Origin of the sequence: Halomonas sp. I1 (genome assembly GCF_032334135.1) — a bacterium.
Taxonomy (GTDB): Bacteria; Pseudomonadota; Gammaproteobacteria; order Pseudomonadales; family Halomonadaceae; genus Halomonas.
Genome location: NZ_JAVXUS010000015.1, coordinates 37,965 through 61,489 on the forward strand (window position 1 = coordinate 37,965; position 23,525 = coordinate 61,489).

Annotated in this window: 21 protein-coding genes; 10 read left to right on the plus strand and 11 right to left on the minus strand. The window is 64.2% G+C overall.

Annotated features, from left to right (window positions below; all coding sequences use genetic code 11):
- Window positions 1–5 precede the first annotated feature (5 nt).
- The 9 genes from RSO41_RS14440 to RSO41_RS14480 form a co-directional block, all read right to left on the minus strand.
- Entirely contained in the window at window positions 6–788 is a 783-nt protein-coding gene (locus tag RSO41_RS14440; RefSeq protein ID WP_315619861.1) for a TSUP family transporter, read from the minus strand.
- Between the two features lie 3 nt (window positions 789–791).
- The gene (locus RSO41_RS14445) at window positions 792–1,265 is read right to left on the minus strand and encodes a YbaK/EbsC family protein (RefSeq protein WP_315619862.1); all 474 of its coding nucleotides are present in this window, start codon (window positions 1,263–1,265) and stop codon (window positions 792–794) included.
- A 63-nt stretch (window positions 1,266–1,328) separates the two neighbouring features.
- A complete protein-coding gene (locus tag RSO41_RS14450) occupies window positions 1,329–2,099 on the minus strand; it encodes a DUF1499 domain-containing protein (protein ID WP_315619863.1) in 771 nt (256 codons plus the stop codon).
- Between the two features lie 242 nt (window positions 2,100–2,341).
- Window positions 2,342–3,055, minus strand: coding sequence for a response regulator transcription factor (locus RSO41_RS14455; protein WP_315619864.1), 714 nt, complete (start codon window positions 3,053–3,055; stop codon window positions 2,342–2,344).
- Complete coding sequence (locus RSO41_RS14460; protein WP_315619865.1) at window positions 3,045–5,030, minus strand: ATP-binding protein; 1,986 nt, start codon at window positions 5,028–5,030, stop codon at window positions 3,045–3,047. Before RSO41_RS14460 ends, RSO41_RS14455 begins: the two co-directional genes overlap by 11 nt.
- A gap of 43 nt (window positions 5,031–5,073) precedes the next feature.
- Entirely contained in the window at window positions 5,074–6,552 is a 1,479-nt protein-coding gene (gene trkI, locus RSO41_RS14465) for a Trk system potassium transporter TrkI (RefSeq protein WP_315619866.1), read from the minus strand.
- Window positions 6,553–6,700: 148 nt separating this feature from the next.
- Window positions 6,701–7,843 carry a mandelate racemase/muconate lactonizing enzyme family protein gene (locus RSO41_RS14470; RefSeq protein ID WP_315619867.1) on the minus strand — a complete coding sequence of 381 codons (1,143 nt, stop codon included), beginning with the start codon at window positions 7,841–7,843 and terminating at the stop codon, window positions 6,701–6,703.
- Window positions 7,840–9,030, minus strand: coding sequence for an iron-containing alcohol dehydrogenase (locus RSO41_RS14475; RefSeq protein ID WP_315619868.1), 1,191 nt, complete (start codon window positions 9,028–9,030; stop codon window positions 7,840–7,842). The genes RSO41_RS14470 and RSO41_RS14475 overlap by 4 nt, the downstream gene beginning before the upstream one ends.
- A gap of 1 nt (window position 9,031) precedes the next feature.
- Window positions 9,032–10,534, minus strand: a complete 1,503-nt coding sequence (locus tag RSO41_RS14480) for an aldehyde dehydrogenase (RefSeq protein ID WP_315619869.1) — start codon at window positions 10,532–10,534, stop codon at window positions 9,032–9,034.
- Window positions 10,535–10,728: 194 nt separating this feature from the next.
- Here RSO41_RS14480 and RSO41_RS14485 point away from each other — a divergent pair, with 194 nt between their 5' ends.
- Complete coding sequence (locus RSO41_RS14485; RefSeq protein WP_315619870.1) at window positions 10,729–11,625, plus strand: LysR substrate-binding domain-containing protein; 897 nt, start codon at window positions 10,729–10,731, stop codon at window positions 11,623–11,625.
- A gap of 22 nt (window positions 11,626–11,647) precedes the next feature.
- On the opposite strand, the gene RSO41_RS14490 is transcribed toward RSO41_RS14485, so the two are convergent.
- Window positions 11,648–12,550, minus strand: a complete 903-nt coding sequence (locus tag RSO41_RS14490) for a LysR substrate-binding domain-containing protein (RefSeq protein WP_315619871.1) — start codon at window positions 12,548–12,550, stop codon at window positions 11,648–11,650.
- 87 nt (window positions 12,551–12,637) lie between these two features.
- Between RSO41_RS14490 and RSO41_RS14495 the strand changes: the two genes are divergently transcribed.
- The 8 genes from RSO41_RS14495 to RSO41_RS14535 all read left to right on the plus strand — a co-directional run bounded on the left by RSO41_RS14495 (window position 12,638) and on the right by RSO41_RS14535 (window position 21,377).
- A complete protein-coding gene (locus RSO41_RS14495) occupies window positions 12,638–13,531 on the plus strand; it encodes a hypothetical protein (RefSeq protein WP_315619872.1) in 894 nt (297 codons plus the stop codon).
- 53 nt (window positions 13,532–13,584) lie between these two features.
- The gene (locus tag RSO41_RS14500; protein WP_315619873.1) at window positions 13,585–14,832 is read left to right on the plus strand and encodes a Xaa-Pro peptidase family protein; all 1,248 of its coding nucleotides are present in this window, start codon (window positions 13,585–13,587) and stop codon (window positions 14,830–14,832) included.
- A gap of 196 nt (window positions 14,833–15,028) precedes the next feature.
- Window positions 15,029–15,838: a glycine betaine ABC transporter substrate-binding protein gene (locus tag RSO41_RS14505; protein WP_315619874.1), complete on the plus strand. Its 810-nt coding sequence runs from the start codon at window positions 15,029–15,031 to the stop codon at window positions 15,836–15,838.
- Between the two features lie 208 nt (window positions 15,839–16,046).
- Window positions 16,047–16,775 carry a methyltransferase domain-containing protein gene (locus RSO41_RS14510; RefSeq protein WP_315619875.1) on the plus strand — a complete coding sequence of 243 codons (729 nt, stop codon included), beginning with the start codon at window positions 16,047–16,049 and terminating at the stop codon, window positions 16,773–16,775.
- 814 nt (window positions 16,776–17,589) lie between these two features.
- Window positions 17,590–18,645, plus strand: coding sequence for a linear amide C-N hydrolase (locus tag RSO41_RS14520; protein ID WP_315619876.1), 1,056 nt, complete (start codon window positions 17,590–17,592; stop codon window positions 18,643–18,645).
- 277 nt (window positions 18,646–18,922) lie between these two features.
- Window positions 18,923–19,549, plus strand: coding sequence for a glutathione S-transferase family protein (locus tag RSO41_RS14525; RefSeq protein WP_315619877.1), 627 nt, complete (start codon window positions 18,923–18,925; stop codon window positions 19,547–19,549).
- Window positions 19,550–19,640: 91 nt separating this feature from the next.
- The gene (nfsA, locus tag RSO41_RS14530; protein ID WP_315619878.1) at window positions 19,641–20,378 is read left to right on the plus strand and encodes an oxygen-insensitive NADPH nitroreductase; all 738 of its coding nucleotides are present in this window, start codon (window positions 19,641–19,643) and stop codon (window positions 20,376–20,378) included.
- 228 nt (window positions 20,379–20,606) lie between these two features.
- Window positions 20,607–21,377, plus strand: coding sequence for an SDR family oxidoreductase (locus RSO41_RS14535; protein ID WP_315619879.1), 771 nt, complete (start codon window positions 20,607–20,609; stop codon window positions 21,375–21,377).
- A gap of 281 nt (window positions 21,378–21,658) precedes the next feature.
- Here the strand turns inward: RSO41_RS14535 and RSO41_RS14540 are convergent, their stop codons facing one another.
- On the minus strand, window positions 21,659–22,213 hold the full coding sequence (locus tag RSO41_RS14540; RefSeq protein WP_315619880.1) for a TetR/AcrR family transcriptional regulator: 555 nt from the start codon (window positions 22,211–22,213) through the stop codon (window positions 21,659–21,661).
- A gap of 88 nt (window positions 22,214–22,301) precedes the next feature.
- Here RSO41_RS14540 and RSO41_RS14545 point away from each other — a divergent pair, with 88 nt between their 5' ends.
- A complete protein-coding gene (locus RSO41_RS14545; RefSeq protein ID WP_315619881.1) occupies window positions 22,302–23,498 on the plus strand; it encodes an MFS transporter in 1,197 nt (398 codons plus the stop codon).
- Window positions 23,499–23,525 lie beyond the last annotated feature (27 nt).

Consider the following 23,525-nt stretch of genomic DNA (forward strand, 5'->3'; position numbering starts at 1 on the left):
TCCCCTCAACCCGACCCGACGACCAGCCCGATCACGCTGACCAGGATCAGCACCGCGCCGAGCACGCGGAAAAAGACGCCGCTGCCGGCGGACAGCATGTAACGGTGGGCGCGCTCGCCGAGCAGGTGGCCGGCCAGGGCACAGGGCAGCAGCCAGAGTTGATGGATCAACTGCAGGTCCACGCCGGCGATGACGAACGACACCATCTTGATCGCCACCAGGATGAACCACAGCACGAAAAGGGTATCGCGTAGCTGATGCTTCGCCACGTGGCTGGCGAACACTGAGACGATCAGGGGCGCGCCGATCAGCGACGTGCCGCTGACGTAACCGCCCAGCCCCAGCAGCACGCAATCGACGACCTTGCTCCGGCTGCGGAACGGTTTGTTCAGCAAGTAGCTCGTGCCGTAGACGAGAACGATCGCGAAGATGATGATCGACATGATATTGCCCGGCAGGGTCAGGAGCCCTACCACGCCGATCAGTTTCGGCACGATCATGATTTTCAGTGCCCGGAACAGATAGGGCCAGTCGATATTGCCGCTATCGCCCGCCCGGGCATCGTCGGTGGCACGTGTCTGGCGATGGCCGCGCCAGGCGATCCAGCTGGAGAAGATCAGCAGGTGGATGGCGACGATCGGCAGGAAGACCAGCGGCTCATCGAGCACCAGCAGCAGAAAGGGCAGCGCCAGTACTGCGCCACCGAATCCCAGGCTCGTCCTGACGAAGCCGCTCCAGGCGAAGATCAAGCCGATGAGCGCGTACTGATACCATTCGAGTTCCGCCATGGTTCAGACGACTTCCGGGGTCTTGCACACGTCGACCCATTCGGCGTCGACGAGTTCGGCGAGCCGCTCCGGGGTGAGGCGCACGGCGCTGTTGACCTCGCCGGCGGCGGGCAGCACCTCGTCGTAAGCCTTCAGTGAGGCATCGCAGTAGACCGGCATCCGCGTGGCCAGGCCGAATGGGCAGACACCGCCCACGGGATGGCCGGTCAGTGCCAGCACGGTCTCGGCATCGAGCATCTTCGCCTTGCCGGAGAAGGCGTCTCGCATCTTGCGATTGTCGAACCGCGCATCGCCGCTGGCCACGACCAGCACCTGCCGTTCGCCGATCCGGAAGGCCAATGTCTTGGCGATCTGTCCCGGTGCCACCCCATGCGCCTCGGCGGCCAGGGCCACGGTGGCGGTGCTGGACTCGAGCTCCAGTATCTCGATGTCGGGGGCCTTCTCGGCGAGAAAGGTGCGTACGCTGGCAAGGCTCATGTCGGCTCCCTGTGTCATTGACCAAGCCATGATGATAGCGAATCGGGTCGCGCTGTGAAGGCGCTATTGCCGTGCGCGATGCGCCACGTCCTCGAGGAAGGTCTGGATGCGGGCCGCATTGGTGCCGAGGTCGCTGCGCCCCATTCGCGAGGCCGAGCGCATGTCGACTCGAACGCCGCTCGGTGTCTCGGTCAGCCGAATCACGATGTCATCCTCGAAGCCGAACCAGCGCGTGGTGGCGGTGGCCTCGAGGCGGCTGGATGTGGTCTCGGCGACATCCCAGTCACGGGCCTCGGCCGTGGCCTCCACGGCGGCCATGACCCGCGCCAGCGGCCGGTCCAGCGTCAGCGGCGCGAGGTGCGGATAGGCGATGCGCTGTTGACGGGCGGTGGGCTCGCCGGGGTAGGCGACGGCATTGGGCGCCGCCCGGCGCTCATCCGCCAATGCCTCGAAGGCGGGCGGGTCGGTCATGTCGGTGGTGATGTCGTGAATCGGCGGCACGGTACGAGCCAAGTGCATCATCTGGGCGGGCAGCGCAATGGTGACGGCCACCGCCAGGATCACCAGCATGCCCACCAGTGCCGGCCGCCAGCGCCGGCATAGCCCGGCCACCATGAAGGTCAGCAGGCCCAGCACCCCGGCGCCGAGGGCCAGATGAGCGCCCTGGCGAAGCAAGGTGAATGACGACCCCAGCGACAGCCACTCCAGCCGATAGGCCGGGCCCGCGGCGCCCATCAATGCCACCGATACCACCAGCAGGATGACACCCAGCCAGCCGAGCACGACGGGCCAGTTGCCACCTCGGGGGCGTGGCTTGAAGGTCAGGGACGACATATCACGCATTCTCCTGGTGCAGGTGACAAACAGACATCATAGGCCCCCGACCCCCATCTTGCCGACCGGGTTCCCCGACAATCCACACTGGGCAGCGTGGAAACCTGCTCGCGACGGTACAGCAAAAAGCCGGGCGAAAGTGCATGAACCGCGTCATCGAGCGGACGCAATTCAGCGTTTTGCAGGATTGCCCGTGCGTTGTATCTCGGTGGGTCCGGCGCTGGCCGTGTCGAGGTGGCTGTTCATGTCGCGACATCACGAGGGGCCAGTAGGCGATAGCCGATGCCTGCTTCGGTCTGCAGCAGGCGTGGCGATTGGGGATCATCGCCCAGCTTGTGACGCAGCTTGCTGATCACGATGCGCAGGTAGTGACTGTCGTGGGTGTGGCTGGCACCCCAGACGTCACGCAGCAGCTGGGCCTGTGTCACCACGCGTCCGGCCTGCCGGACCAGAAGGGCGAGCACGGCATATTCCTTGGGGGTGAGGCGCACCGAGGTGCCATGCAGGCTGACTCGGTGGGCCGACAGATCGACCGTCAATCCCGCGTGACGATAGTGCTCGACGCCTTCCGTGGTGTCTGGCGACTTTTGGTGACGAAGTAGCGAACGCACGCGGGCGAGGAGTTCCTGGATGCCGAATGGCTTGGTGACATAGTCATTGGCGCCGCTGTCGAGTGCGCGAACCTTCTCGGCTTCCTGGCCGCGCACCGAGACGATGATGACCGGCACCGAGCCTTGAGCCCGCAGCTCATCCAGAACGGCCTGTCCGTCCATGTCGGGGAGCCCCAGATCGAGCAGGACGAGATCCGGGGTTTCCTCGCGAGCCCGGGCAATGCCCTGAGCCCCCGTGTCGGCCTCGATCACGCTGAATCCTTGCGAGACCAGGCTGATGCGCAGGAAGCGCCGAATCTGTGGCTCGTCGTCGATGACCAGCACCTTGTCGCGCTCATTCGTCATGATGCGTCTCCTGATCCTGAGTGGGCGCCGCGACGGGGAGCGGAAGATGAAGGGTGATCATGGTGCCGCGCCCTTGTGGACCGAGCCTGGCATCGACACTGCCGCCATGAGCGCCGACCATTCCCCGGCAGATGGCCAGTCCCAGGCCGCTGCCGTATCGGCTGCGGTCGCCTTCGCTTCCGGTGTGGAACATGTCGAACACGGTTTCCCGCATCTCGGGGGCGATGCCGGGTCCCTGGTCCATCACTCGGATCTCGAGCTGCCGATGGTCGTTGTCGAGCCGACCCTGAAGGCGTATCTGGCCGCCGGGAGGAGAAAAACGCGCGGCGTTGTCGATGACGTTGACCAGTGCCTGTTCGATCAGGGCCGGATGCACGTGCAGCAGGGGAAGACCGATCGGCCAGTCGAGCTGCAGGTCGAGGGTGTCCAGCGCTGCCGGCCCCAGGCGTTGCACGGCAGCCGCGACGAGGTCGTCCAGCGAGATCCAGTCACGCTCGATCCTGAGGTTGCCGTGGCCCAGTCGGGTCATGTCGAGCAGGTTCTGGATGTAGCGGTCGAGGCGCTCGCTCTCGCTGAGAATCCCGTCCAGCAGTTCCGCCTTGTCCTGATGGCTCAACTGCGTCCCCAGGTCGCGCAACGAGCTTGCCGAGCCGATGATCGAGGCCAGAGGGGTGCGCAGATCATGGGAGACGGAGGAAAGCAGTGCCGAGCGCAGGCGTTCGTTTTCTTCCGAGAGCCGTGTCGTCTCCAACTCGCCGACCAGGCGCGTGCGCTCCAGTGCCATGGCGAACTGGCCGAGCAGGGACTCCAGCAGCGCTTCATGGTCGGGTTGCAGCGGTGCCGGGCGCTGTCCGAGTTCGAGCCCCACTACACCGATGATCCGTCCGCGGGCCGACAAGGGCAGCATCCGCCAGTCTTGATCGTCCTCGTCCAACTGACCGGTGCCCACGCCGCTGGGCCGGCGATGCTGCCAGCTCCAGCTCGCCGCCGTCAGGGCGGTAGCATCGAGCACGGTGCCCTGCGGGATAGCCTGGTGAATGCTCGGCCGGCTGCCGCCCGGCTCGAAATCCAGGAAGGCGACCGGGACGTGGAGCCAGCGTTCCAGCGAGGTGAGGCCGATATCGCATACCTGGTCCCGGTCGGTCGCCGCGGAGAGGGACCTCGAGTAGGCAAGCAATCGCTGGGACTGTTCCCGACTGTGGCGCAGGGCATGCAAGCGGCGACGTCCGGTTCCGGCCAGTTGGCCCACCACTACGGCAACCAATAGGAAGAAGACCACGCTGAGTAACTGTTCCTTCTCGAGGATGGCCAGTGAGAACCGGGGTTGTGTGAAGAAAAAGTTGAAGGACAGAAACCCCAGTAGGGCACTCAGCATGGCGGCCCTGGTGCCTGCCAGGGCGGCGCTGGCCAGTACCGCGGCGAGAAACACCAGTGACAGGTTGGCGAGTTCTAGCCAGGCTTGCAGGAGCCAGGCCGCTCCCAGGGCACCCAGGGAACTTACCCCCGCGATCACGGGCTCGCGCAGGTGGAGTCGCTGCCAGGTTCGGCGTGGACGGAACCGGGGACGCTTGCGCGTCTCGGCGATCATGACCAGGTCGAAGGCACCGCCCGAGCGGAGCAGTCGCTCGGGCAGGGAGCGGCGCCAGAAGCGCCAGCCGGAAGGGCGTGAGCATCCCACCAGCAGTGTCGCGACGCGATGCTCGTCGGCGTAGTGGAGCAGCTCCGCCGCGCGATCCTGGCCCTGGACCATGTGCATCTCGCCACCCAGGCGCGCCACTCTGGAAGCGTCCTGCTCGAGGATGAGACGTCTGTCGGCATCGTTGTGGCCTCCGTCGACGTGCACGGCTCCCCAAGGCAGACGCTCGCGCTCGGCGAGACGGTGAGCCGAGCGAATCAGCGCGGCATCCTCGCTGCCGCCGCTGAGGGCCGCCAGTACTCGCGGGCCATGCAGGGCGGTGACGGAAGATCGGGTCATGGTGGCGTCCTGGTCGTTATCCAGCATCACGGGAGAGAGGCGGCTATTGTCGCCAGAACATGGGCGTCAGAAGAACCAGCACCGTGAGGATCTCCAGGCGGCCCATCAGCATGCCCACACAGAGTAACCACTTGGCGGCGTCAGGCAGAGAGGAGAAGTTGCCGGCAGGGCCGATCGTCTCGCCCAGGCCAGGACCGACATTGGCGACCGCCGTGGCCGCGCCGGAGAGTGCCGTGGTGAGGTCGAGACCCAGCAGGCTAAGGCCCAGGGCCAGGCCGGCGACCGTCAGGAAGAAAAAGAAGGAGAAGGCCACGACGCCTCGGGTGATGTCATCGGTCAGCGGCTGGTTATTGTAGCGAGAGACGAAGACACCACTGGCGTGAATCAGGTAGCGCAGCTGGTCGCGGAGCAACAGCATGGCGACCTGGAAACGAAATATCTTCATGCCGCCGCTGGTCGAACCGCTGCAGCCCCCCACGAAGGTGAGGTAGAAGAAGGCCACGAAGGCCATGGCCCCCCAGGCACTGTAATCGTCCGAGGCATAACCCGTGGTGGTGACCACGGACACGACGTTGAACGTCACCTGGGTCAGGGACGCGAAGGGGGGCGTGCCCTGACCGATTCGCCAGGCGGTGAGCGCCAGGATGACGAGCAACAACAGCAGCAGCAGGCCCTGTACCTGCTGGTCACGTACCAGGGCCAGGCGTGAGCCCCGCAGAAAACGGATGTAGAGCACGAACGGCAGGGCGCCGCACAGCATGAACAGGCTACCCATCCACAACAGTTGAGGCTGTTCGGCATAGGCGCCGAAGGACGCATCGCTGTTGGCGAAGCCGCCGGTGGCAAGCGACGTCATGGCATGCACGACGGCATCGAGCGGCTGCATGCCACCCAGATAGTAGGCCAGCGCGGCCAGCGAGGTGAAGCCGCAATAGATCCCCAGTGTCGCCTTGGCGATGCCGCCCGTACGCGGCATTACCTTGTCGGACCAGTCGGACGACTCGGTATGGAACAGGCGCATGCCACCGACCTTGAGAAACGGCAGGATGGCGATCCCCATGACAATGATGCCGATGCCGCCGAGCCACTGCATGATGCCGCGCCAGAGCTTGAGGCCATCCGAGAGCGTTTCGATGTTGACCAGTACCGTCGACCCCGTGGTGGTGATCGCCGACACCGATTCGAAGACCGCGTTGGTCAGAGACAGCTGCGGCGCCCCCAGCGCCAGTGGCAGACTGGCGAAGCCGCTGATGGTCACCCAACTGAGCGTTGTCAGCACGAACATCTGCCAGGGCTTGAGGCTGATCGGCGTTCGCCAGGTGACGAGCCACGACAGTGCCGCCGTCGCAAGCACGATGGCGATCGAGAGGCCGAAGGCCATGGCATCCGCTTCCCCCTCGACGGTCAGTATCAGAAACGGAACCGCCATGAACATGGCCAATACCAGCCATAGCACGGCGAGCACCCGGAGAATGGGCGCCCACCGGCGCAGGGTATCCGTGACCCTTCGGACATCGGGCATGGAAGCGGCCCCTCCTTTATCCGCCTCATCGACGAGGCAGACATGGAATCATGGGGCAGCATAAAAAATCCGTAAAATTACCGGGGCCGGCGGCATTCGGGCGTTGCCGGCCCCGGTTGAGTCGACCGTGCGGCGCTCGACGGCGACTTCAGGTATAGGTGGCCTGGTCGGCTCGGATATCGCGCAGGCGCTGCTCGTCTAGCCTGATGCCCAGGCCCGGTGCTTCCGTGAGGGTCAGCCAACCGGCATCGTCGGTCGTTATCGGGGCGACAAGCGGATAGTCACGGGCTTCGGGCGTCCATTCCGGCGGGTCGAAAGGGAATTCCAGGTAGGGACAGCCCTCGGAGCCCACAGTGCCGGCGGTCAGGTGCAGATTGGCGATCAGGCCGATGCCGTTGCCCCAGGTATGCGGCGTGAACCACTTGCCGCTGGCGGTCACCTCCCGCGCCAGTCGGGAAAGTCCCAACATGCCGATCGAACAGACCGCGTCGGGCTGGTAGACGTCCAGGCAGTCGCGCCGCAGCATCTCGTGGAACTCGTAGGGCTCGCGGGTCATTTCGCCGCCGGCGATCTTCAACTGATCGCCGGTGCGCTCGTTGAGCGCCGCCATGCCGGGATAGTCGCCTCGGTAGAGCGGTTCTTCCATCCACAGCACGTCGTGGCGGATCAGTTCCTCAGCCACCTCGGTGGCCTTGGCCAGGTCCCAGGGCGCCTGCACGTCCCAGGGCATGCGCCAGCCCTGATTGCAGTCCACCATCAGGGTGAAGGACGCGCCGAGCGCCTGGCGCACCGCCGCCAGGGCCGCCAGGTCGTCCTCGAGCCGGGGGCGGCCGAAGCGCAGCTTCATGGCCGGGAAGCCGGCGTCGCGTACCTGCTCGGCCAGGGCCACCAGGCGCTCGATCGGTCGATGGGTGCCGCTGGAGGCATAGGCGCGCAGGCGATTCGAGGTGCCGCCGAGCATGCGCCAGACCGGCTCGTCCCGGATCTTGCCGGCGAGGTCCCAGAGCGCGACCTCCAGCGGCCAGCAGCGCCCGGCATGGAAGCCGATGTTGTCGATCACCCCGCTGTGCCGCTCCAGGTCCAGGGGATCACGGCCGATGAACAGCGAGCGAAAGTCCTCGAAGCCGTACATGACATCGCCGGAGCCGATACCGTCGCGCCCCTCGCTGTCGATCACCCGCACCAGGGTCGCCGGAAATCGCCGCCGCGGCTGGCTATCCCAGGCGGCCGGGAAGGGCGGCTCGAGCGGTTGCTGGTGGTGGGTGACCTCGATGCGTTCGATGACACTCATGCTGTCTCCTCCCGGGCGGTGTCGAGGGCGGCTCGGCGGCGCTCGAACCGCGACACCGTGGCCTCGGCGAGCGTGTGCCAGTCGTCGGCACCGGGCCGGCGCGCGGCGTTGTCGGCCATGGGGGCGTTCTCCTCGGCCTGCATGTTCGCGGCGAGCGCCTCGGCATCCATCTCGAGGTCGGCGAAGGGTGCCAGTGCCTCGTTGAAGCGGGCGGCATCGGCCAGGGTGCTGAAACGGGCGGGCAGGTCGCGCGTCACACCGTCACTCGCCAGGGCCGCGGCCGCCGGGGCGAAGACGGCCTCGCGCCCCTCTATCGTCCAGGCCAGGGTGGCCTCCACACCGAGCGTTACGGCGACGCCATGCGGCAGGTGGTAGAGCGAACCGAGGGCATGGCCGATGTTGTGCCCCAGGCCCGTGCCGCCGTTATCGATCGACTGGCCTGCGAGGCAGGCGGCGACCTGCATCTGCTGGCGCGCCGCCAGGTCGCCGGGGTCGGCCACCGCGCGGGGCAGGGCCTGCCCGATCAGGCGCATCGCCTGCAGCGCGCTCGCCTCGATGATGACGTGGCGTCCCTGTCCGCTGGTCGCCTCGAGGGCGTGCACGAAGGCGTCCAGTCCGGTGGCGGCGGTCAGCGGCGCCGGCAGGGTGCGCGTCAGTTCGGGATCGAGCAGCACCGCCTCGGGCAGCAGTTCGTCACCCCAGGCCCACTGCTTGCGTCCCTGGTCGTCGGCGACGACCGAGGTCCGGGTGACTTCCGACCCGGTGCCCGAGGTAGTGGGGATCATCACTGCCGGTAGTCGGCCCCACCAGGGCCGGCGAGCCAGCAGGTAGTCGGCCATGGTGCCCGGGCTGGTCGCCAGGGCGGCCACCAGCTTGGCGATGTCCAGCGCCGTGCCGCCGCCCAGGCCGATCACCAGAGGAGAATCGAGCTGGCGAGCGGCCTCGGCGCCGGCGTCGACCGTGGCCAGGGTCGGCTCGCCGGCGGGCGCGATGAAGCGTGTCACGGTCAATTCCTCGTCCAGCAGCGAGGCCAGTCGGTCGACCAGGCCGGTGGCGGCGATGCCGGCATCGGTGACGATCAGGGCACTGCTGGCGCCATGGGCCTGGCACAGTTCGGGCAGTCGTGACAGCGCGCCGACGCCGACCTCGAGGGGCACCTGCCGGCCGGTGGTGAAGTTCATCCGCATGTCAGGTATCCAGCTCGATCCAGATGGTCTTGAGTTCGGTGTACTTGTCGAAGGCGTGCAACGACTTGTCGCGCCCCTGGCCGGATTGCTTGAAGCCGCCGAAGGGCGCGTTGATGGAGGTGTGGTCGTAGCAGTTGACCCAGACGGTACCGGCGCGCAGCGCGCGGGCGGCGCGGTGGCCGTCGCTCATGCGGTTGGTCCAGATCGCCGCGCCGAGGCCATAGTCGGTGTCGTTGGCCACTGCCAGGGCCTGGTCGAGGTCATCGACGGAGATCACCACCAGCACCGGCCCGAATATCTCCTCGCGGGCGATGCGCATGTCGTTGGTGACCTCGTCGAAGATCGCCGGCGTGATGAAGTCGCCGCCGCTGTCCCGGCGCACGCGTTCGCCGCCGAACAGCAACCGGGCGCCCTCGTCGCGGCCCTGCTGGAGATAGCTCATGACCTTGTCGGCGTGTTCCGGCTCGATCATCGCGCCCATTTGAGTGTCGGGATCGAGGGGATCGCCGGGCTGGAGCTTGTCGGCCCACTGCCGCACCCGGGCCAGCAGGTCGTCCTTGATGGTGCGATCGACGATCAGCCGGGTACCGGCGTGGCAGGTTTCGCCCTGGTTGTACCAGACGCCGTAGGCGACATACATGGCGATGAGGTCGAGGTCGTCGACGTCGCGGGTGACGATGTGCGGGCTCTTGCCGCCGCATTCCAGGCCGATGCGCTTCATATTGGAGCGTGCCGAGTACTCCAGGAACTTCTTGCCGATCTCGGTGGAGCCGGTGAAGCCGATGGCGTCGACGCCATCGTGCAGGCCCAGCGCCTGGCCGGCCTGGTGACCCAGGCCGGTGATCACCTGCAGGGCGCCGGTCGGGATGCCGGCGTCCCGCGCCAGTTCGGCGACGCGTAGGGTGGCCAGGGTCGACTGCTCGGCGGGCTTGAGGATCACCGAGTTGCCGGCGCCCAGCGCCGGGCCCAGCTTCCAGCCGGCGATGATCAGCGGATAGTTCCAGGGCACCACCGCGGCGACCACGCCGACCGGCTCACGCTCGACCAGGCAGACGCTGGAGGTGCCATTGGGCGCGGTCTCGCCATACAGCTTGTCGAGCGCCTCGGCGTACCAGCGCAGCCCGCCTACCAGCCCGGGCACATCCACGCTGGTGGTCTGGCCGATCGGCTTGCCGGTCTCCAGGGTCTCGAGCAGGGCGATTTCGTCGGCGTGGGCGGTGATGGCATCGGCCCAGGCGAACATGCGCGCCTTGCGCTCGGTGGGTGGCAGGTCGCGCCATTCACCGTCATTGAAGGTGTCGCGCGCGATCGCCACCGCCCGGTCGACATCGGTGGTGTCGCAGGCAGCAACGTCGGTCAGGGGCTCGCCGGTGGCCGGGTTGTGGGCGGTGAAGGTGCGGCCGGATGCGGCGTCGTGCCACTCGCCGCCCAGGTAGGCGCGTCGGGGAAGCGGCAACCGCGCGGCCAGCTCGCGCCAGCCGTCCAGGTCGCGTGTGCGGGGCATCAGTGTCTCGTCGGCCATGGTGATCGGTTTCCAGAGCGGGAGAATGAGGATCTCGGTGGCCAGTCTGGGCAGCGCCGGATGGGGCGACAAACGAGGATTTGGTACCCTCGCCATGAGTAAAATGCATGGCGTGCCGAAAAACCCCGTGTTTCGGGGCGCCCCTTCCCGACAAAAACGCATGAGGGTCGTTACCCATGAGTCGTTACCTGCCACCGCTCAACGCCCTCAAAGCCTTCGAGGCCGCCGCGCAGTGCCAGAACTTCACCCTGGCGGCACAGCGGCTGCACGTGACGCAGAGCGCGATCAGCCGCCAGGTACGTCATCTAGAGGAACAACTGGGAGTGGTGCTGTTCGAGCGGCGGCCGGGACAGTTGCGGCTGACCGAGGCGGGGCGGCGCCTGTTGCCGGCCCTGAGTACCTCCTTCGACCGCATCGCCTTGACGGTTCGCGATCTTGCTTCGCCCACGGACCTCACTCGCTTGCGCCTCAATGTGCCGCCGACCCTGGCCAGCCGCTGGCTTGTGCCGCGCTTGGACGACCTGCGGCGACGCTATCCGACCTTGTCGCTGACTCTGACCACTCGCGAGATCGACGATCTGGCCGCCGACAGCACCCTGGATGCCGCCATCCGCTTCGGTGACGGCGACTGGACCGACGTCGAGCCGCATTTTCTGATGCAGGAGAAGCACATCGCGGTCTGTTCGCCGCGCCTGCTACGCGACGGTCGACCGCTGGATCTCCGCGAGCAGACGTTACTTCACGTGATGCGCACCAGCGAGGATCGGTTTCCGACCTGGCGGCACTGGCTGGATGCGGCGGGTATCGAGGGCGTCGATACCGGGGGCGGGCTGGAATTCGACCTGCTCGATCTGGCGATTCGCGCCGCCCTGGAAGGGCTGGGCATCACCATCGCCGACCGTGCCATGGTCGCCCGCGAACTGGCCAAGGGGGCCCTGGTGCAGCCGCTGGCGGCGGCGATGCCGGGGCATCAATCTTACTGGTTCGCGACCCGGACAGGGCAGGGCGAGGAGCCGACACTGACCCTGCTTCGCGATTGGCTGCAGGAGGCCGTAGCCGGGGATAGTTCTTGAAAATAACCCGCGAAGGGAGACATCAGAGTGTCGCGGGCACGGCTTCTGCCATGACCTCTCGCAACCGTTGCACAAAAGCTTCGAAGGCCGGATGCGTCAGGCTGGGCGAGCGATGGATCTCCAGCTCGGCGGCGGGCAAGGGCGGCAGGCCCTCGGCCTCGCCGAGCACCCGCCAGTGTTCGGGCACCATGCGCAGCTCGCAGAGCGTCAAAGCACGGGCCTGATCGACGATGACGCGTAGGCCGCTGGGACTCTGGCTGGTCGAGTCGACCTGCCAGGCCAGTCCGCGATCGGTCAATGCCTGCAAGGCACGACGCCGGTAGATGCACTGCTCGGGGAACAGGGCCAATGGCAGCGAACGCCTCGGATCGAGGCGGAAATCGCGATGCGCGGCCCATACCACGGCTTCCTCGCCGACCACCTCGCCGCCGCTGTCGGCGGCATGGCGCACTGCCAGCACCAAGTCCAGCGAGCCGTCATCGAGCTGGTCGAGCAGCTCGGTGGACATGCGGCAGTGGATATGCACCCGCACCTCCGGATGCATCGCCGAGAAACGCTCGAGCAGGTCAGGGAGCCAGGTATCGGCGTAATCCTCGGGCAATCCGAAGCGCAGGGTGATCGGTTCGCTCGAGACGCTCAGCGCGCCCAGTGCCTCGCGCTGCAGCTGCAGCAAGCGCCGGGCGTAGACCAGGAAGGTCTGGCCGTCCGGCGTCAGTGCCAGATGGCGGCTGGTGCGATTCAGCAGCCGCGTGCCCAGGCGATCCTCCAGGGTGCTCACCCGCAGGCTGATGGTCGACTGCGTCTTGTGCAGGTAGCGCGCGGCCGCCGTGAAGCCACCGCTGTCGGCCACCGTGACGAAGGCCAGCAGCAGGTCGCTGTCCAGGGCGGGCAGGCGTGATCGATCGGAATCGCCGATTGAATCCATCGGAATGACTCGTTTCTCGAATGGCTGATGGGCGTCCAGCATAAGCCCAGGCGAGATCAATACCAATCGACCCCTGGGAGGCGACCGATGAGTGCCACCGACCATGGCCTGGCCAATGCCGAGGCCCTGGACCTTTCCGATATCGTCGACACCGAGCGATATCCGCTGCACCGGCCCGATGATTCGGGGCTGCTCGAGACCATCGCGGCGGCCCGTGCCCACCTGGATCGCGAGGGCTGCGTCGTGCTGCGTGGTTTCCTGCGGGAGGACCGCCTCGCGCGTGTTCGCGAGGAGAGCGTGCGAATGGCCGAGACGAGCTTCTACAACACCCGAGAGGTCAACGCCTACTTCACCGCCGATGACCCCGAATTGCCCGAGCGGGATCCCCGACGGCTGTTCATGACGCGCACCAGTGGCTTCGTGACCCGCGACATGATCACCGCCGACACCCTGATCCATCGGCTCTATGTCTCCAGTGCCATGAAGTCGCTGGTGCAGCGCTGCCTGGGCGAGTCGCGCATCTACGAGTATGCCGACCCTTACGCCGGGCTGGTGCTCAACGTGTTGCCGGATGGCACCGAGCAGCCGTGGCATTACGACACCAACGAATTCATCGTCACCATGATGACCCAGCAGCCCGAGAACGGCGGGGGGTTCGAATACTGCCCCAATATCCGCACCCCCCGGGACGAGAACTATGACGATGTCGGCGCAGTGATCCGTGGCGAGCAGACGGAACGCGTCCAGCGGCTCGACCTGCGTCCCGGCGATCTGCAGTTGTTCAAGGGCCGCTTCAGCCTGCATCGGGTCACGCGCGTGCAGGGCGACACGCCACGCCTGACGGCGATCTTCGCCTATTCGCAGGCGCCCGATGTCGTGGGTCGACTGGAGCGTACTCGCCAGCTCTACGGGCGGGTCTCGGAGCAGCACATGCTGGCCGAGGAGCGCCGCGACGAGCGTGCCGACGGCCTGATCGACTGATTCGACCCGACAACAACAGCGCATGACCGTGATCCCGAAACGAGGAGAAGCCGATGAGAATGGACCTGGCGTCCATGGGCATTCTGCCGCCCACCCATGAGCCGGCGGACTGCGAGCCCTCTGCCGACGAGATGCCGCGTATCCTGCTGGACCGGCTCGGGCGGGTACGCGCCGAGCTGGCCAAGCGCGACATCACCGCTGCGGTGCTGTTCGACCCCGCCCATGTGCGCTATGCCACCGGTTCGCGCAACATGCAGGTCTACAGTTCGCGCAACCCCGCCCGCTATGCCTTCGTGCCCGCCGAAGGCCCGGTGGTGCTGTTCGAGTTCTCCGGCTGCGAGCACCTGGCCAGCCACCTGCCCACGGTGGACGAGATCCGGCCGGCCAAGGCGATTTCCTATTACTTCAACGAGAAGAACACTGAGGCGGTCACCCGTGCCTGGGCCGACGAGATCAGCGAGCTGGCGCGCCAGTGTGGCGGCGGCGAGCGCATCGCCATCGAGAGTGCCACGCCGGAGGCGGCCTTCGAGTTGCAGCGTCGCGGCTACCGGGTACTGGATGCCCAGGAGCCCCTGGAGCTGGCGCGTGCCTACAAGGTGCCCAACGAGATCAAGATGGTTCGTTCATCGCTGCGTGCTGTGGAAGACGGCGTTCGCAAACTGGAGGCCGCCATCGCACCGGGCGTCAGCGAGAACGCCGTCTGGGCCAAGCTGCACGAGCATATCATCGCTACCGACGCCGACTTCGTTGAGACGCGCCTGATGAACTCCGGGCCGCGCACCAACCCTTGGTTCCAGGAATGCTCCGACCGGCTCATGCAGAACGGCGAACTGGTCGCCCTGGATACCGACGTGGTGGGGCGATACGGCTACTACGCCGACTTCTCGCGCACCTTCCTGTGCGGCGAGGGCGAAGCCAGCCCGGCGCAGCGGGACCTCTACAAGCTGGCCTATGAGCAGATCCATACCAACATGGAAAACCTCAAGCCCGGCGTCAGCTTCAAGGAATACGCCGAACGCGCCTGGCGCATTCCGCCCGCGTATCGCGCACGCCGGTATTTCGCCCTGGCGCACGGGGTGGGCATGAACGGGGAATACCCCTACATCGTTCACCGCGAGGATATCGACGACAAGGGCTACGACGGCGTCATCGCCCCGGGCATGACGCTCTGTGTGGAAAGCTTCATCGGCCACGAGGATGGCGGCGAAGGCGTCAAGCTCGAGGAACAGCTTTATGTTCGCGACGACGGCCGTGTCGAGCTGCTGTCGGATTACCCCTTCGATGCCCGGCTGATCGGTTAAGTCAAAACACTAGGCCATTCCCTTTTCTCATGGCTGGCATTCTCAATCCAGGGGAGGGGAAGGGCGTAGACCTTGTTACTATCCAGCTGCGATAAAACAACGCGATACCGGAGAGAACGTTCATATGACATTACAGATGAAGAAAATCTCATCCGCCCTACTGGCCCTTGCCCTCATTCCGGCGAGCCAGGGCCTCATGGCTCAGGACAAGAACCTGGTCATCGGCACCAATAACTGGGCCGAGAACATCGCCGTCGCCAACATGTGGAAGATTCTGCTGGAGGACGAGTACGGCTACGATATTGCCCTCTCCAATGTCAGCAAGAACGCGCTCTACGCGGCCATGTCCCAGGGCGATATCGACATCTCCATGGAGATCTGGCTGCCGGTCACCGACAAGCCCTTCCTCGAGCCCTACAAGGACGAGCTTCAGGTGCACGATGCCTGGTACAAAGGCACCGGGCTGGGGCTGGTCGTTCCCCAGTATGTCGATATCGACACCATCCCGGAACTCAAGGAAAACGCCGACGACTTTGAATACCAGGGCAGCCCCTCGATCCTGGGTATCGACAGCGGTTCCGCGATCGCCGGCCTGACCGATGAAGCCATCGAGCAGTACGAGCTGCCGTTGTCGCAGGTCAACAGCTCAGGCCCCGCCATGATGGCAGCGCTCGACGGCGCCTACGCCAGCGAGGAGCCCATCGTCGTGACTCTGTGGAGCCCGCATTGGGCTTTTGCCGAGTACGACCTCAAGTACCTTGAGGATCCCGAGGGCGTCTATGGCGAGAACGAGACCATCTACTGGTTCTCGCGCGGCGGCTTCGCCAGTGACGACCCCTGGCTGACCGAGGTGCTGAACGCCTGGAAAATGGACGACGATACCCTCGGCGGTCTGATGGCGACCATCGAGGAAGTCGGTGATCCGGTCGAAGGCGCTCAGCAATGGATCGACAACCATCGCGACACCATCGACCAGTGGCTGGCCGCTGGCGAAGACGCCAACTGAACGTCACCACCGGGCGAGCCTGAGTTCAGCCCGTGCTCCAGCCATTGCCTCCGGACAGGGCCGCGCCAAAACGCGGCCCTGTTGTTTTATGCATGCGAGTTCATTTCGTATCAGGGGTGGTTGTCTAATACCAAGAAGGTGGCTAGCTTTGGTACGACAACGTGGTGACCGAAAATTGTTTTCGTACAGAGTCCAGGGAGCGACGGGAATGCCTCATGAGGACGTGACCAATTTCGACCGGGTGGATGAGGCGGGAACGCCGGAGCGTTTCGTGACATTCCTCGACACGGCTTTTGGCATCGAGGGCATCAAGGCGATGAAGCGGAGGACATTCGAGCTCCTTGACGCCGAGCCCGGACATCGAATTCTGGATGTTGGCTGCGGAACGGGCGAGGATGCGCGGTCTCTCGTCGACCTGGTCTCACCACGCGGCAACGTCTCCGCGGTGGATGTCAGCAGGGAGATGGTCTCCGAGGCCAGGAAACGGCATGGAGAGCTATCGGAGTCGTCACTGAATTTCTCCGTCGGTGATGTCGCGGCTCTCGATTTCGAGTCAGGCGTTTTCGATGCGTGCCGTATCGAGCGGACGCTGATCCACGTCCCGGATCCGGTCGGCGCCGTCCATGAAATGGTACGAGTCCTGCGTCGGGGCGGTCGTCTCGTGGCTTTCGAGCCGGACTTCAAGACGTTTGTCGTTGATTCCGCCCACCGCCAGGTATCTCGCAGAATCCTCTCGTTCTGGGTCGACAGTTTCCGGAGTGAATGGGTGGCATGTCATCTCCCTGCACTGTTTCAGGAATGCGGCATGATGGACGTCTATGTGGAACCACGTACCGCGATTCTGGACTTCGACCTCGCACATCAACTCTTCATCTCGGGGACCCTGGAGCGATCGAGCGATCGAGGCTGGCGTGGTGACCTCCGAGGAAGCCGGTGAGTGGTTGTCGGATCTTGAGCGATCGAATGACAAGGGCCGGTTCTTCTGCGCCAGCATGGGGTTTATCGTCTCGGGGCGTAAGCTGGATGCCTAGGGAAAAGGAGGGGCCCATTCCTCGATAATGAGCCGGTCGAAGAGACAAGAAGTGGCGTCAGATAGCCGGGTAGTCGTCGGAATGGTCAGGCCACGTCGTCAGAACCTCAAAACCGTCATCCGTGACGGCCACCATATGCTCCCACTGGGCTGATAAAGAGCAATCCCTGGTGATCACTGTCCAGTCATCGCTCAGCGTTCTTACAAAACGCTTTCCTGCATTGATCATGGGGTCGATGGTTTAGTTGTAACTATTTATCAATCTATCGAATTCGATCGGCCATGGGGGACTCGGGGAGAAGGCGACGAAGGCAATGGCGTCGCGCTGGCGAGCACTTCACGCCTGTGGTGCGCTTGCTGCTTGAATTCAGACGTTTTCCTCGGCACAGGATGACATCGTGAACTCGCGTGCTACTCTGACTTCAGGAAATATCAATAAAGCGAGAAGCAGGGAGTCAGTATCCCGCTCTCCGAAGAGAGTGGGGATCGGCGTTATATCCTCGACTGTTCATCAGCTCACTCTTTATTTGTCGATAGTATCGTTATCGACGAGGCGTGTTCGATGTAACACGGGTGAAGAGTTTCTCTGCTTGACTCAAGGCAAGGTCAGGATTCCTGATCCTCGTATCGAGAAGGAATCTTTCGCAGGTCAAGGTACCGTGACGATACGCTGTGTGCCGATCGGTACTGACCCGTCGCAGGCTCGAAAAGGAGTGATTCGATGAAGCAGTATGCTATGAACCGCACCGTGACAGGTGCACTCGTGGTGGCGGCCGGGCTCGTCGCATTTCAGACGGCCGATGCCTGTTCCCGTATCCTCTGGAACGATAACGAACTGGCGACCGTGGTCGGTCGCACCATGGACTGGCCAGAATCCACGGAGCCGGTACTTACCGTCATGCCGCGCGGACTGGAACGTGATGGGGGCCGCACGGGCTCTACTGTCACGGTCGAGGATAACCCGGCCAAGTGGACGTCCGAGTACGCGAGCATGGTCACGACGATATACGGTATCGGTTCGGTCGATGGGTTCAATGAGCGTGGCCTGGCCGGCCACCTGCTGTATTTGAATGACACGGACTTCGGGTCTCGAGATGCGAGCAAGCCCGGTGTTCAAGCGGGGCTGTGGCTGCAGTTCGTGCTCGATAACGCGGCGACCGTGGATGAAGCGCTCGAGGTGCTGGATACGGTTCAAGTCGTGATGACCGAGGCAAACGGCCACAAGTCCAACGTTCATCTGGCCCTCGAGGATGCCAGCGGCGACTCGGCAATCATCGAATATATCGATGGCGAGCCGGTCGTGCATCATGATCGCGAATATCAGATCATGACCAACGATCCGACCTATGACAAGCAGCTCGAGTTGCTGTCGCAGCAGGACTTCTCCAACCCCAGCAGCGATACGCCCTTGCCCGGTAATGTGAAGGCGACCGACCGTTTTCAGCGTGCCGCCTACTATCTGGAGATGCTGCCGGAACCCGAGGATGAACGTGAAGCGATTGCAGGCATATTGGCGATCGCGCGCAATGTGTCCGTCCCGTTTGGTGCGCCTTACAAAGAGTTCGGGATCTATAACACCGAATACCGCACGGCAATCAACCTGGATGACCGGCGCTACTTCTTCGAGCTGACCACCAGCCCCAACGTGATCTGGACGGATCTTACGAAGTTCGATCTGCGGGATGGTGCCCCGGTAATGACACTGGATCCGGATAATATCGATCTCGCCGGTAATGTCACCGCCAGCTTCCAAGAAGCGGATAACGCACCGTTCTAAGCGTTGTCTGAAAAGTCGGAGAGCGAAGGTTAGACAAGACAAAAAATCAGCAAGAAAGCGGAGTTTACGAACGGTAAATGAGCATGTTGACCGGGCGCGCGCACGAGTTGATTTTTCACGTCGTATAGCCGATCGCAGTTTCATGGGCGTCGGGTGAATTGAGCCTTCCTTGGGCCAATTCACCCGATGTGCCGTCATGGTGTCGATTCGGCAGGCTCCCGTTCGACTATCAGGTGTCCAAGCGCCCCCTGATGTCTGTCAAACGATGGAGCCGATCATGATCCAACTATACGGCACACCCCCGACCCGTGCCCTGCGCGTTATCTGGTTGCTCAACGAGCTGGGCCTGGAGTACGACATGGTCCCGGTGGACCTTTTGCAAGGCGAGCACCTGCAGCGGGACTTTCTCGATCTCAATCCGGCGGCCAGGGTCCCGGTACTGGTCGACGGCAGCCTGGTGGTGACCGAGTCGTCGGCGATTCAGATCTACCTGGCCGAGAAGCATCCGCGGGCGGGATTCATCCCCGAGTCCGTGGAGAGCAGGGCTCAGATGTATCGCTGGATCTTCTTTCTGGTCACCGAAATCGAGCAGCCCCTCTGGCGTATCGCGCGTCATACCTTTCTCTATCCGCAAGAGAAACGCCTGCCTCAGGATGTCGACCTGGCGAGGGAGGAAGGCGTGGCAATGGTGGCCGTGCTCGAGCGGCAAATGGAGGACCGCGACTTCCTGGTGGGTGACCGACTCAGCGTGGCCGACTTCAATGCCGCCTATACCCTGGATTGGGCGAACGAGGAGCAGATGCTCGATGACGCCCCGAGGCTGAGAGAGTACCTGACGTCGATGTATACCCGTGCCACGGCGCCTCCAACAATCGCCGAAGCGTTCGCGGCGCTGGGAATGTAGAGTATCGGGAGCAGCATCGGCGATGGAAGGTTGTAAGCCGGTTAAGTATCGTGGGGGCCGTTCCACCCGATTCTGCATCCAGTGAGGTCGCATGAACCCTACTATCGATTTGATGAAGTCCCATCGTTCGATCCGCAAGTTCACCGAGCAGCGGATTCCCCGCGAGACGCTGCTCGAGCTGATCCGTGCCGGCCAGAGCGCCGCCACGTCCAGCCATGTGCAAGCGTACAGCGTCATTCACGTGACGAACCCGACCAACCGTGAGCGAATCGCCGAACTGGCCGGCGGTCAGGGCTATATTGCCAGTTGCTCCGACTTCCTGGTGTTCTGCGCTGACATGAAGCGTCCCACCGAGGCATCCGAGCGCACCGGCGCCGATGTCACGCGGGGCATGACCGAGCAGTTGCTGGTGGCCAGTGTTGATACCGCGCTGATGGCACAGAACGTGGCACTTGCCGCCGAGTCCGAGGGCCTGGGAATCTGCTACATCGGCGGTATCCGCAATAACCCGGAAGCCATCAGCGAGCTGTTGCGGCTGCCGAAGCACGTGTATCCGGTGTTCGGCATGTGCCTGGGTTACCCGGATACGGAACGCCTGCCGGAGGTCAAGCCGCGCCTGCCGGTGGGGGCAATCCTCAAGGAGGATGCCTACACCGATGACACGGAGGAAGTCGCCGCCTTCGATACCTCCATGCGCCGCTATTACAGCGAACGTAGCGGTGGTCGGAAGGCGTCTGACTGGTCTCACAATCTGACGCCGCTCTTCGATACCAAGCTGCGTCCGCACATGCGCGATTTCCTGATCGAACGTGGCTTCGAGATGAAGTGAACCAGGCGGCCTTTGGTGCTCCATTCCATGGGATAGCCCCTGGGGCTGCGGGTTCGGTGCCCCTGGTTCGTCTTGTTGTCGAGGCGCAGGTTCGTCGTGCCTGAAAAGCTGATTGCGATTCGACCACAAGCAACGGAGTGTTTGGAATCTCCCTGTACACGAGAGTTGTCGTTGAAGCCGTCGCGTGAATGACGGCTTCTTCTAACGCCATCGGTACAGGGGGAAATCATGCAATCACTTCAGCAGAAGGTCGCCATTGTCACTGGCGCCAGTTCCGGCATAGGCCGTGCCGCGGCACGGTTGTTCGCCAGCGAAGGGGCAAGGGTCGTTCTCGGTGCCCGACGTCGGCCAGAGCTCGATCGGGTCGTGGCGGACATCGAGGCCGCAGGTGGTGAGGCCATTGCCGTGGCCGGCGACGTCCAGGATGAAGCGCATGCCAAGGCACTGGTCGACACGGCTGTCGGTAGATTCGGTGGCCTCGACATCGCGTTCAACAATGCCGGCACGATGGGGCGAATGGCCTCCACCTCCGAGCTGTCGCGCGAGGACTGGACCCAGGTGATCGACACGAACCTCACCGGGGCTTTCCTGGGGGCGAGGCACCAGGTGCCGGCCCTGCTCGAGCGGGGCGGTGGATCGCTGATCTTTACCTCGAGCTTCGTCGGCTACACGGTCGGCATACCCGGAGTCGCCGCCTATGCAGCGAGCAAGGCCGGCCTCATCGGGCTGGCGAAGACGCTGGCCGTCGAGCACGGCGCTCAGGGTTTACGCGCCAACGCCATCCTCCCGGGAGGGGCGGACACTCCGATGAACATGGTGAATGCACCTGATGCGACCCAGGAAGTACGGGATTTCGTCGAGGGGCTGCATGCTCTCAAGCGAATCGCCAGTCCCGAGGAGATCGCCAGGGCCGCGCTATACCTTGCCTCCGATGCCTCGAGCTTCGTGAGCGGCTCTGCGATGCTGGTGGATGGGGGATTATCCGTCAGCAGGACCTGAATCTCCGGTGTCGCAGGGGGATTTGACCCTCACGCGACGGGAGGCTCCAGACTTCAGCCACGCGTGGACGAGAGGAGACATGGCATGTTGTTACGCGTCGGTGAGCAGGCCAAGCGCACCGGGCTGACCGTTTGGACGCTTCACACGACGACAAGACTGTCTCAAATCTGATGGTAGATTGAGGGCGACTTTCCATGCCATGCCGTAGCAGGGCCGTGTCGAGACGCGGCCCTGTGTCTGGTGGTGAATCTGGAGCATGGCGTTCGATGATGACATCGTGATCAGCGCAGCGTTGCGGCGATCCATTGCGCTAGGTTGGCGTTGGAGAGTGATTGTGGTGCATAGGAGAGGCGGTAGGTCAGTGGTGCCATGATGCCGTCCAGCAAGTGCTCGACCGTAGGCAGTGGCGTCTCTCCCCGAGCCTCGGCGCGGGACAATATCAACTGCAGTTGGTGCTGCTGGGCCTTCAGGCAACGCTGGCGCTGTTCCAGGCTGGTGCTGCCCAGGGTATCGGCCAGCATCTGTTGACCGGGGGTGGAGGTCATTTCCTCCATGTACTCCCCGGCCCAGGCCATCAGATCGCCTTCCAGCGAGCCGGTGTCTGCCACCGGGGCATCAGGCTGGAGCCGTTCGGCGGCCACGTCGGCCAGCAGCTCTTTCAGGCTCCCCCAGCGACGATAAATCGTGGAGGGCGTCACGCCCGCTCGTTCGGCCACCAGCGGAACGGACAGTTTGTCCCGTGGCACTTCCTCGTCCAGCGTTTTCACCGCCTCATGCACGGCGCGCTGTACCCGGGCGCTGCGTCCGCCCGGTCTCACCGCTGGTTTCTCGACCATAATTCCTCTAACGCAAAATATTTGCTTTAACGCGTTCTTGTCTCTAGGCTTTCAGTATATCGCAAATTATTTGCTTTAAGGAGCCTCCATGGCCACGGCAGTCGACACGACGGCGGGGAACACCGCTCCGGCGCACCAGTTGCGCTTCTATACCCTGGTGGTGGTTGCCTTTCTGGCGGCCTCCGGCGTGCCGACGCCGCTTTATCCGCTCTATCAGGCCAGTTGGCACTTCTCCACGCCCATGCTGACCCTGGCCTTCGCGATCTATATGTTCGCGTTACTGCTGGCGTTGCTGATGACCGGAAGACTCTCCGAATACCTGGGGCGTCGCCCGGTCATCCTGCTAGGCCTGTCGATCGAGCTGGTTTCCATGCTCGCATTTCTGGTGGCGCAGGATTTCGGCGTACTGCTGTTGGCTCGTGCGCTGCAGGGCCTGGCCACCGGCATAGCGACCAGTGCGTTGGGGGCCGCCCTCATCGATACCGACCACCGGCGCGGCCCCATCCTGGCTAGTGTCGCGCCGCTCGTCGGCATGGGACTCGGTGCGCTGTGCTCCGGTTTTCTGGTCGACCTGGCGCCTTACCCCATGCGGCTGGGGTTCCTGCTGATGACCGGTCTCTTTGTCTGGCAACTGATCGGCATGAGGGGGACGCAGGAGAGCGTCTCTCCTCGCCCTGGGGCGCTGGCGTCACTGAAACCGACGGCGCGCATCCCGGCGTCGGTGCGTCCTACCTTCCTGCGTGTGATTCCTGCCTGTATCGCGTCCTGGTCGCTCGGCGGTTTCAGCCTCTCGCTGGGACCGGTGCTGGCCAGGCAGGTTTCGGGCATCGACAACGCCATGATCGGCGGTCTCCTGGTGTGCCTTCTGGCCGTGATGGGCGCGCTCGGGGTCTGGTGCCTGCAGCGGCAGAATACCCGATGGATACTGGTGCTATCCGGCGTGCTGTTGCCGTTGGGCATGGCCATCGTGCTGTGGGGCGTGGTGCGTCACGACATCCTGATACTGCTGGCCGGCATTACCGTGGCAGGCCCGGGTTTTGGCGCCGGCTTCATGGGCGCCATGCGGGCCATCATGTCCCTGGCGCCGCAGGGCGAGCGTGCCTCGTTGATGGCGGTGCTGTACGTGGCCAGCTACCTCTCCGCCAGCTTGCCGGCCCTGATGGCCGGTATCGCCACACAACGCTTCGGGCTGGAGCCCACCGTCTATGGTTACGGCGCCTATGTGATCGTGTTGTCCCTGTCGGCGCTGGTGGGCGTGCTCAGTCAGCGGCAGGCGACGGAATAACACAGACCCGGTCGGGCGTGTGACACG

Coding starts and splice junctions, on each gene's coding strand:
- RSO41_RS14485 (WP_315619870.1), top strand. CDS start 10,729: ATGAGTCGTTACCTGCCACCGCTCAACGCCCTCAAAGCCTTCGAGGCC.
- RSO41_RS14450 (WP_315619863.1), bottom strand. CDS start 2,099: ATGTCGTCCCTGACCTTCAAGCCACGCCCCCGAGGTGGCAACTGGCCC.
- nfsA (WP_315619878.1), top strand. CDS start 19,641: ATGAACCCTACTATCGATTTGATGAAGTCCCATCGTTCGATCCGCAAG.
- RSO41_RS14460 (WP_315619865.1), bottom strand. CDS start 5,030: ATGACCCGATCTTCCGTCACCGCCCTGCATGGCCCGCGAGTACTGGCG.
- RSO41_RS14455 (WP_315619864.1), bottom strand. CDS start 3,055: ATGACGAATGAGCGCGACAAGGTGCTGGTCATCGACGACGAGCCACAG.
- RSO41_RS14510 (WP_315619875.1), top strand. CDS start 16,047: ATGCCTCATGAGGACGTGACCAATTTCGACCGGGTGGATGAGGCGGGA.
- RSO41_RS14540 (WP_315619880.1), bottom strand. CDS start 22,213: ATGGTCGAGAAACCAGCGGTGAGACCGGGCGGACGCAGCGCCCGGGTA.
- RSO41_RS14445 (WP_315619862.1), bottom strand. CDS start 1,265: ATGAGCCTTGCCAGCGTACGCACCTTTCTCGCCGAGAAGGCCCCCGAC.
- RSO41_RS14470 (WP_315619867.1), bottom strand. CDS start 7,843: ATGAGTGTCATCGAACGCATCGAGGTCACCCACCACCAGCAACCGCTC.
- trkI (WP_315619866.1), bottom strand. CDS start 6,552: ATGCCCGATGTCCGAAGGGTCACGGATACCCTGCGCCGGTGGGCGCCC.
- RSO41_RS14495 (WP_315619872.1), top strand. CDS start 12,638: ATGAGTGCCACCGACCATGGCCTGGCCAATGCCGAGGCCCTGGACCTT.
- RSO41_RS14490 (WP_315619871.1), bottom strand. CDS start 12,550: ATGGATTCAATCGGCGATTCCGATCGATCACGCCTGCCCGCCCTGGAC.
- RSO41_RS14475 (WP_315619868.1), bottom strand. CDS start 9,030: ATGCGGATGAACTTCACCACCGGCCGGCAGGTGCCCCTCGAGGTCGGC.
- RSO41_RS14525 (WP_315619877.1), top strand. CDS start 18,923: ATGATCCAACTATACGGCACACCCCCGACCCGTGCCCTGCGCGTTATC.
- RSO41_RS14505 (WP_315619874.1), top strand. CDS start 15,029: ATGGCTCAGGACAAGAACCTGGTCATCGGCACCAATAACTGGGCCGAG.
- RSO41_RS14535 (WP_315619879.1), top strand. CDS start 20,607: ATGCAATCACTTCAGCAGAAGGTCGCCATTGTCACTGGCGCCAGTTCC.
- RSO41_RS14440 (WP_315619861.1), bottom strand. CDS start 788: ATGGCGGAACTCGAATGGTATCAGTACGCGCTCATCGGCTTGATCTTC.
- RSO41_RS14520 (WP_315619876.1), top strand. CDS start 17,590: ATGAAGCAGTATGCTATGAACCGCACCGTGACAGGTGCACTCGTGGTG.
- RSO41_RS14500 (WP_315619873.1), top strand. CDS start 13,585: ATGAGAATGGACCTGGCGTCCATGGGCATTCTGCCGCCCACCCATGAG.
- RSO41_RS14480 (WP_315619869.1), bottom strand. CDS start 10,534: ATGCCCCGCACACGCGACCTGGACGGCTGGCGCGAGCTGGCCGCGCGG.
- RSO41_RS14545 (WP_315619881.1), top strand. CDS start 22,302: ATGGCCACGGCAGTCGACACGACGGCGGGGAACACCGCTCCGGCGCAC.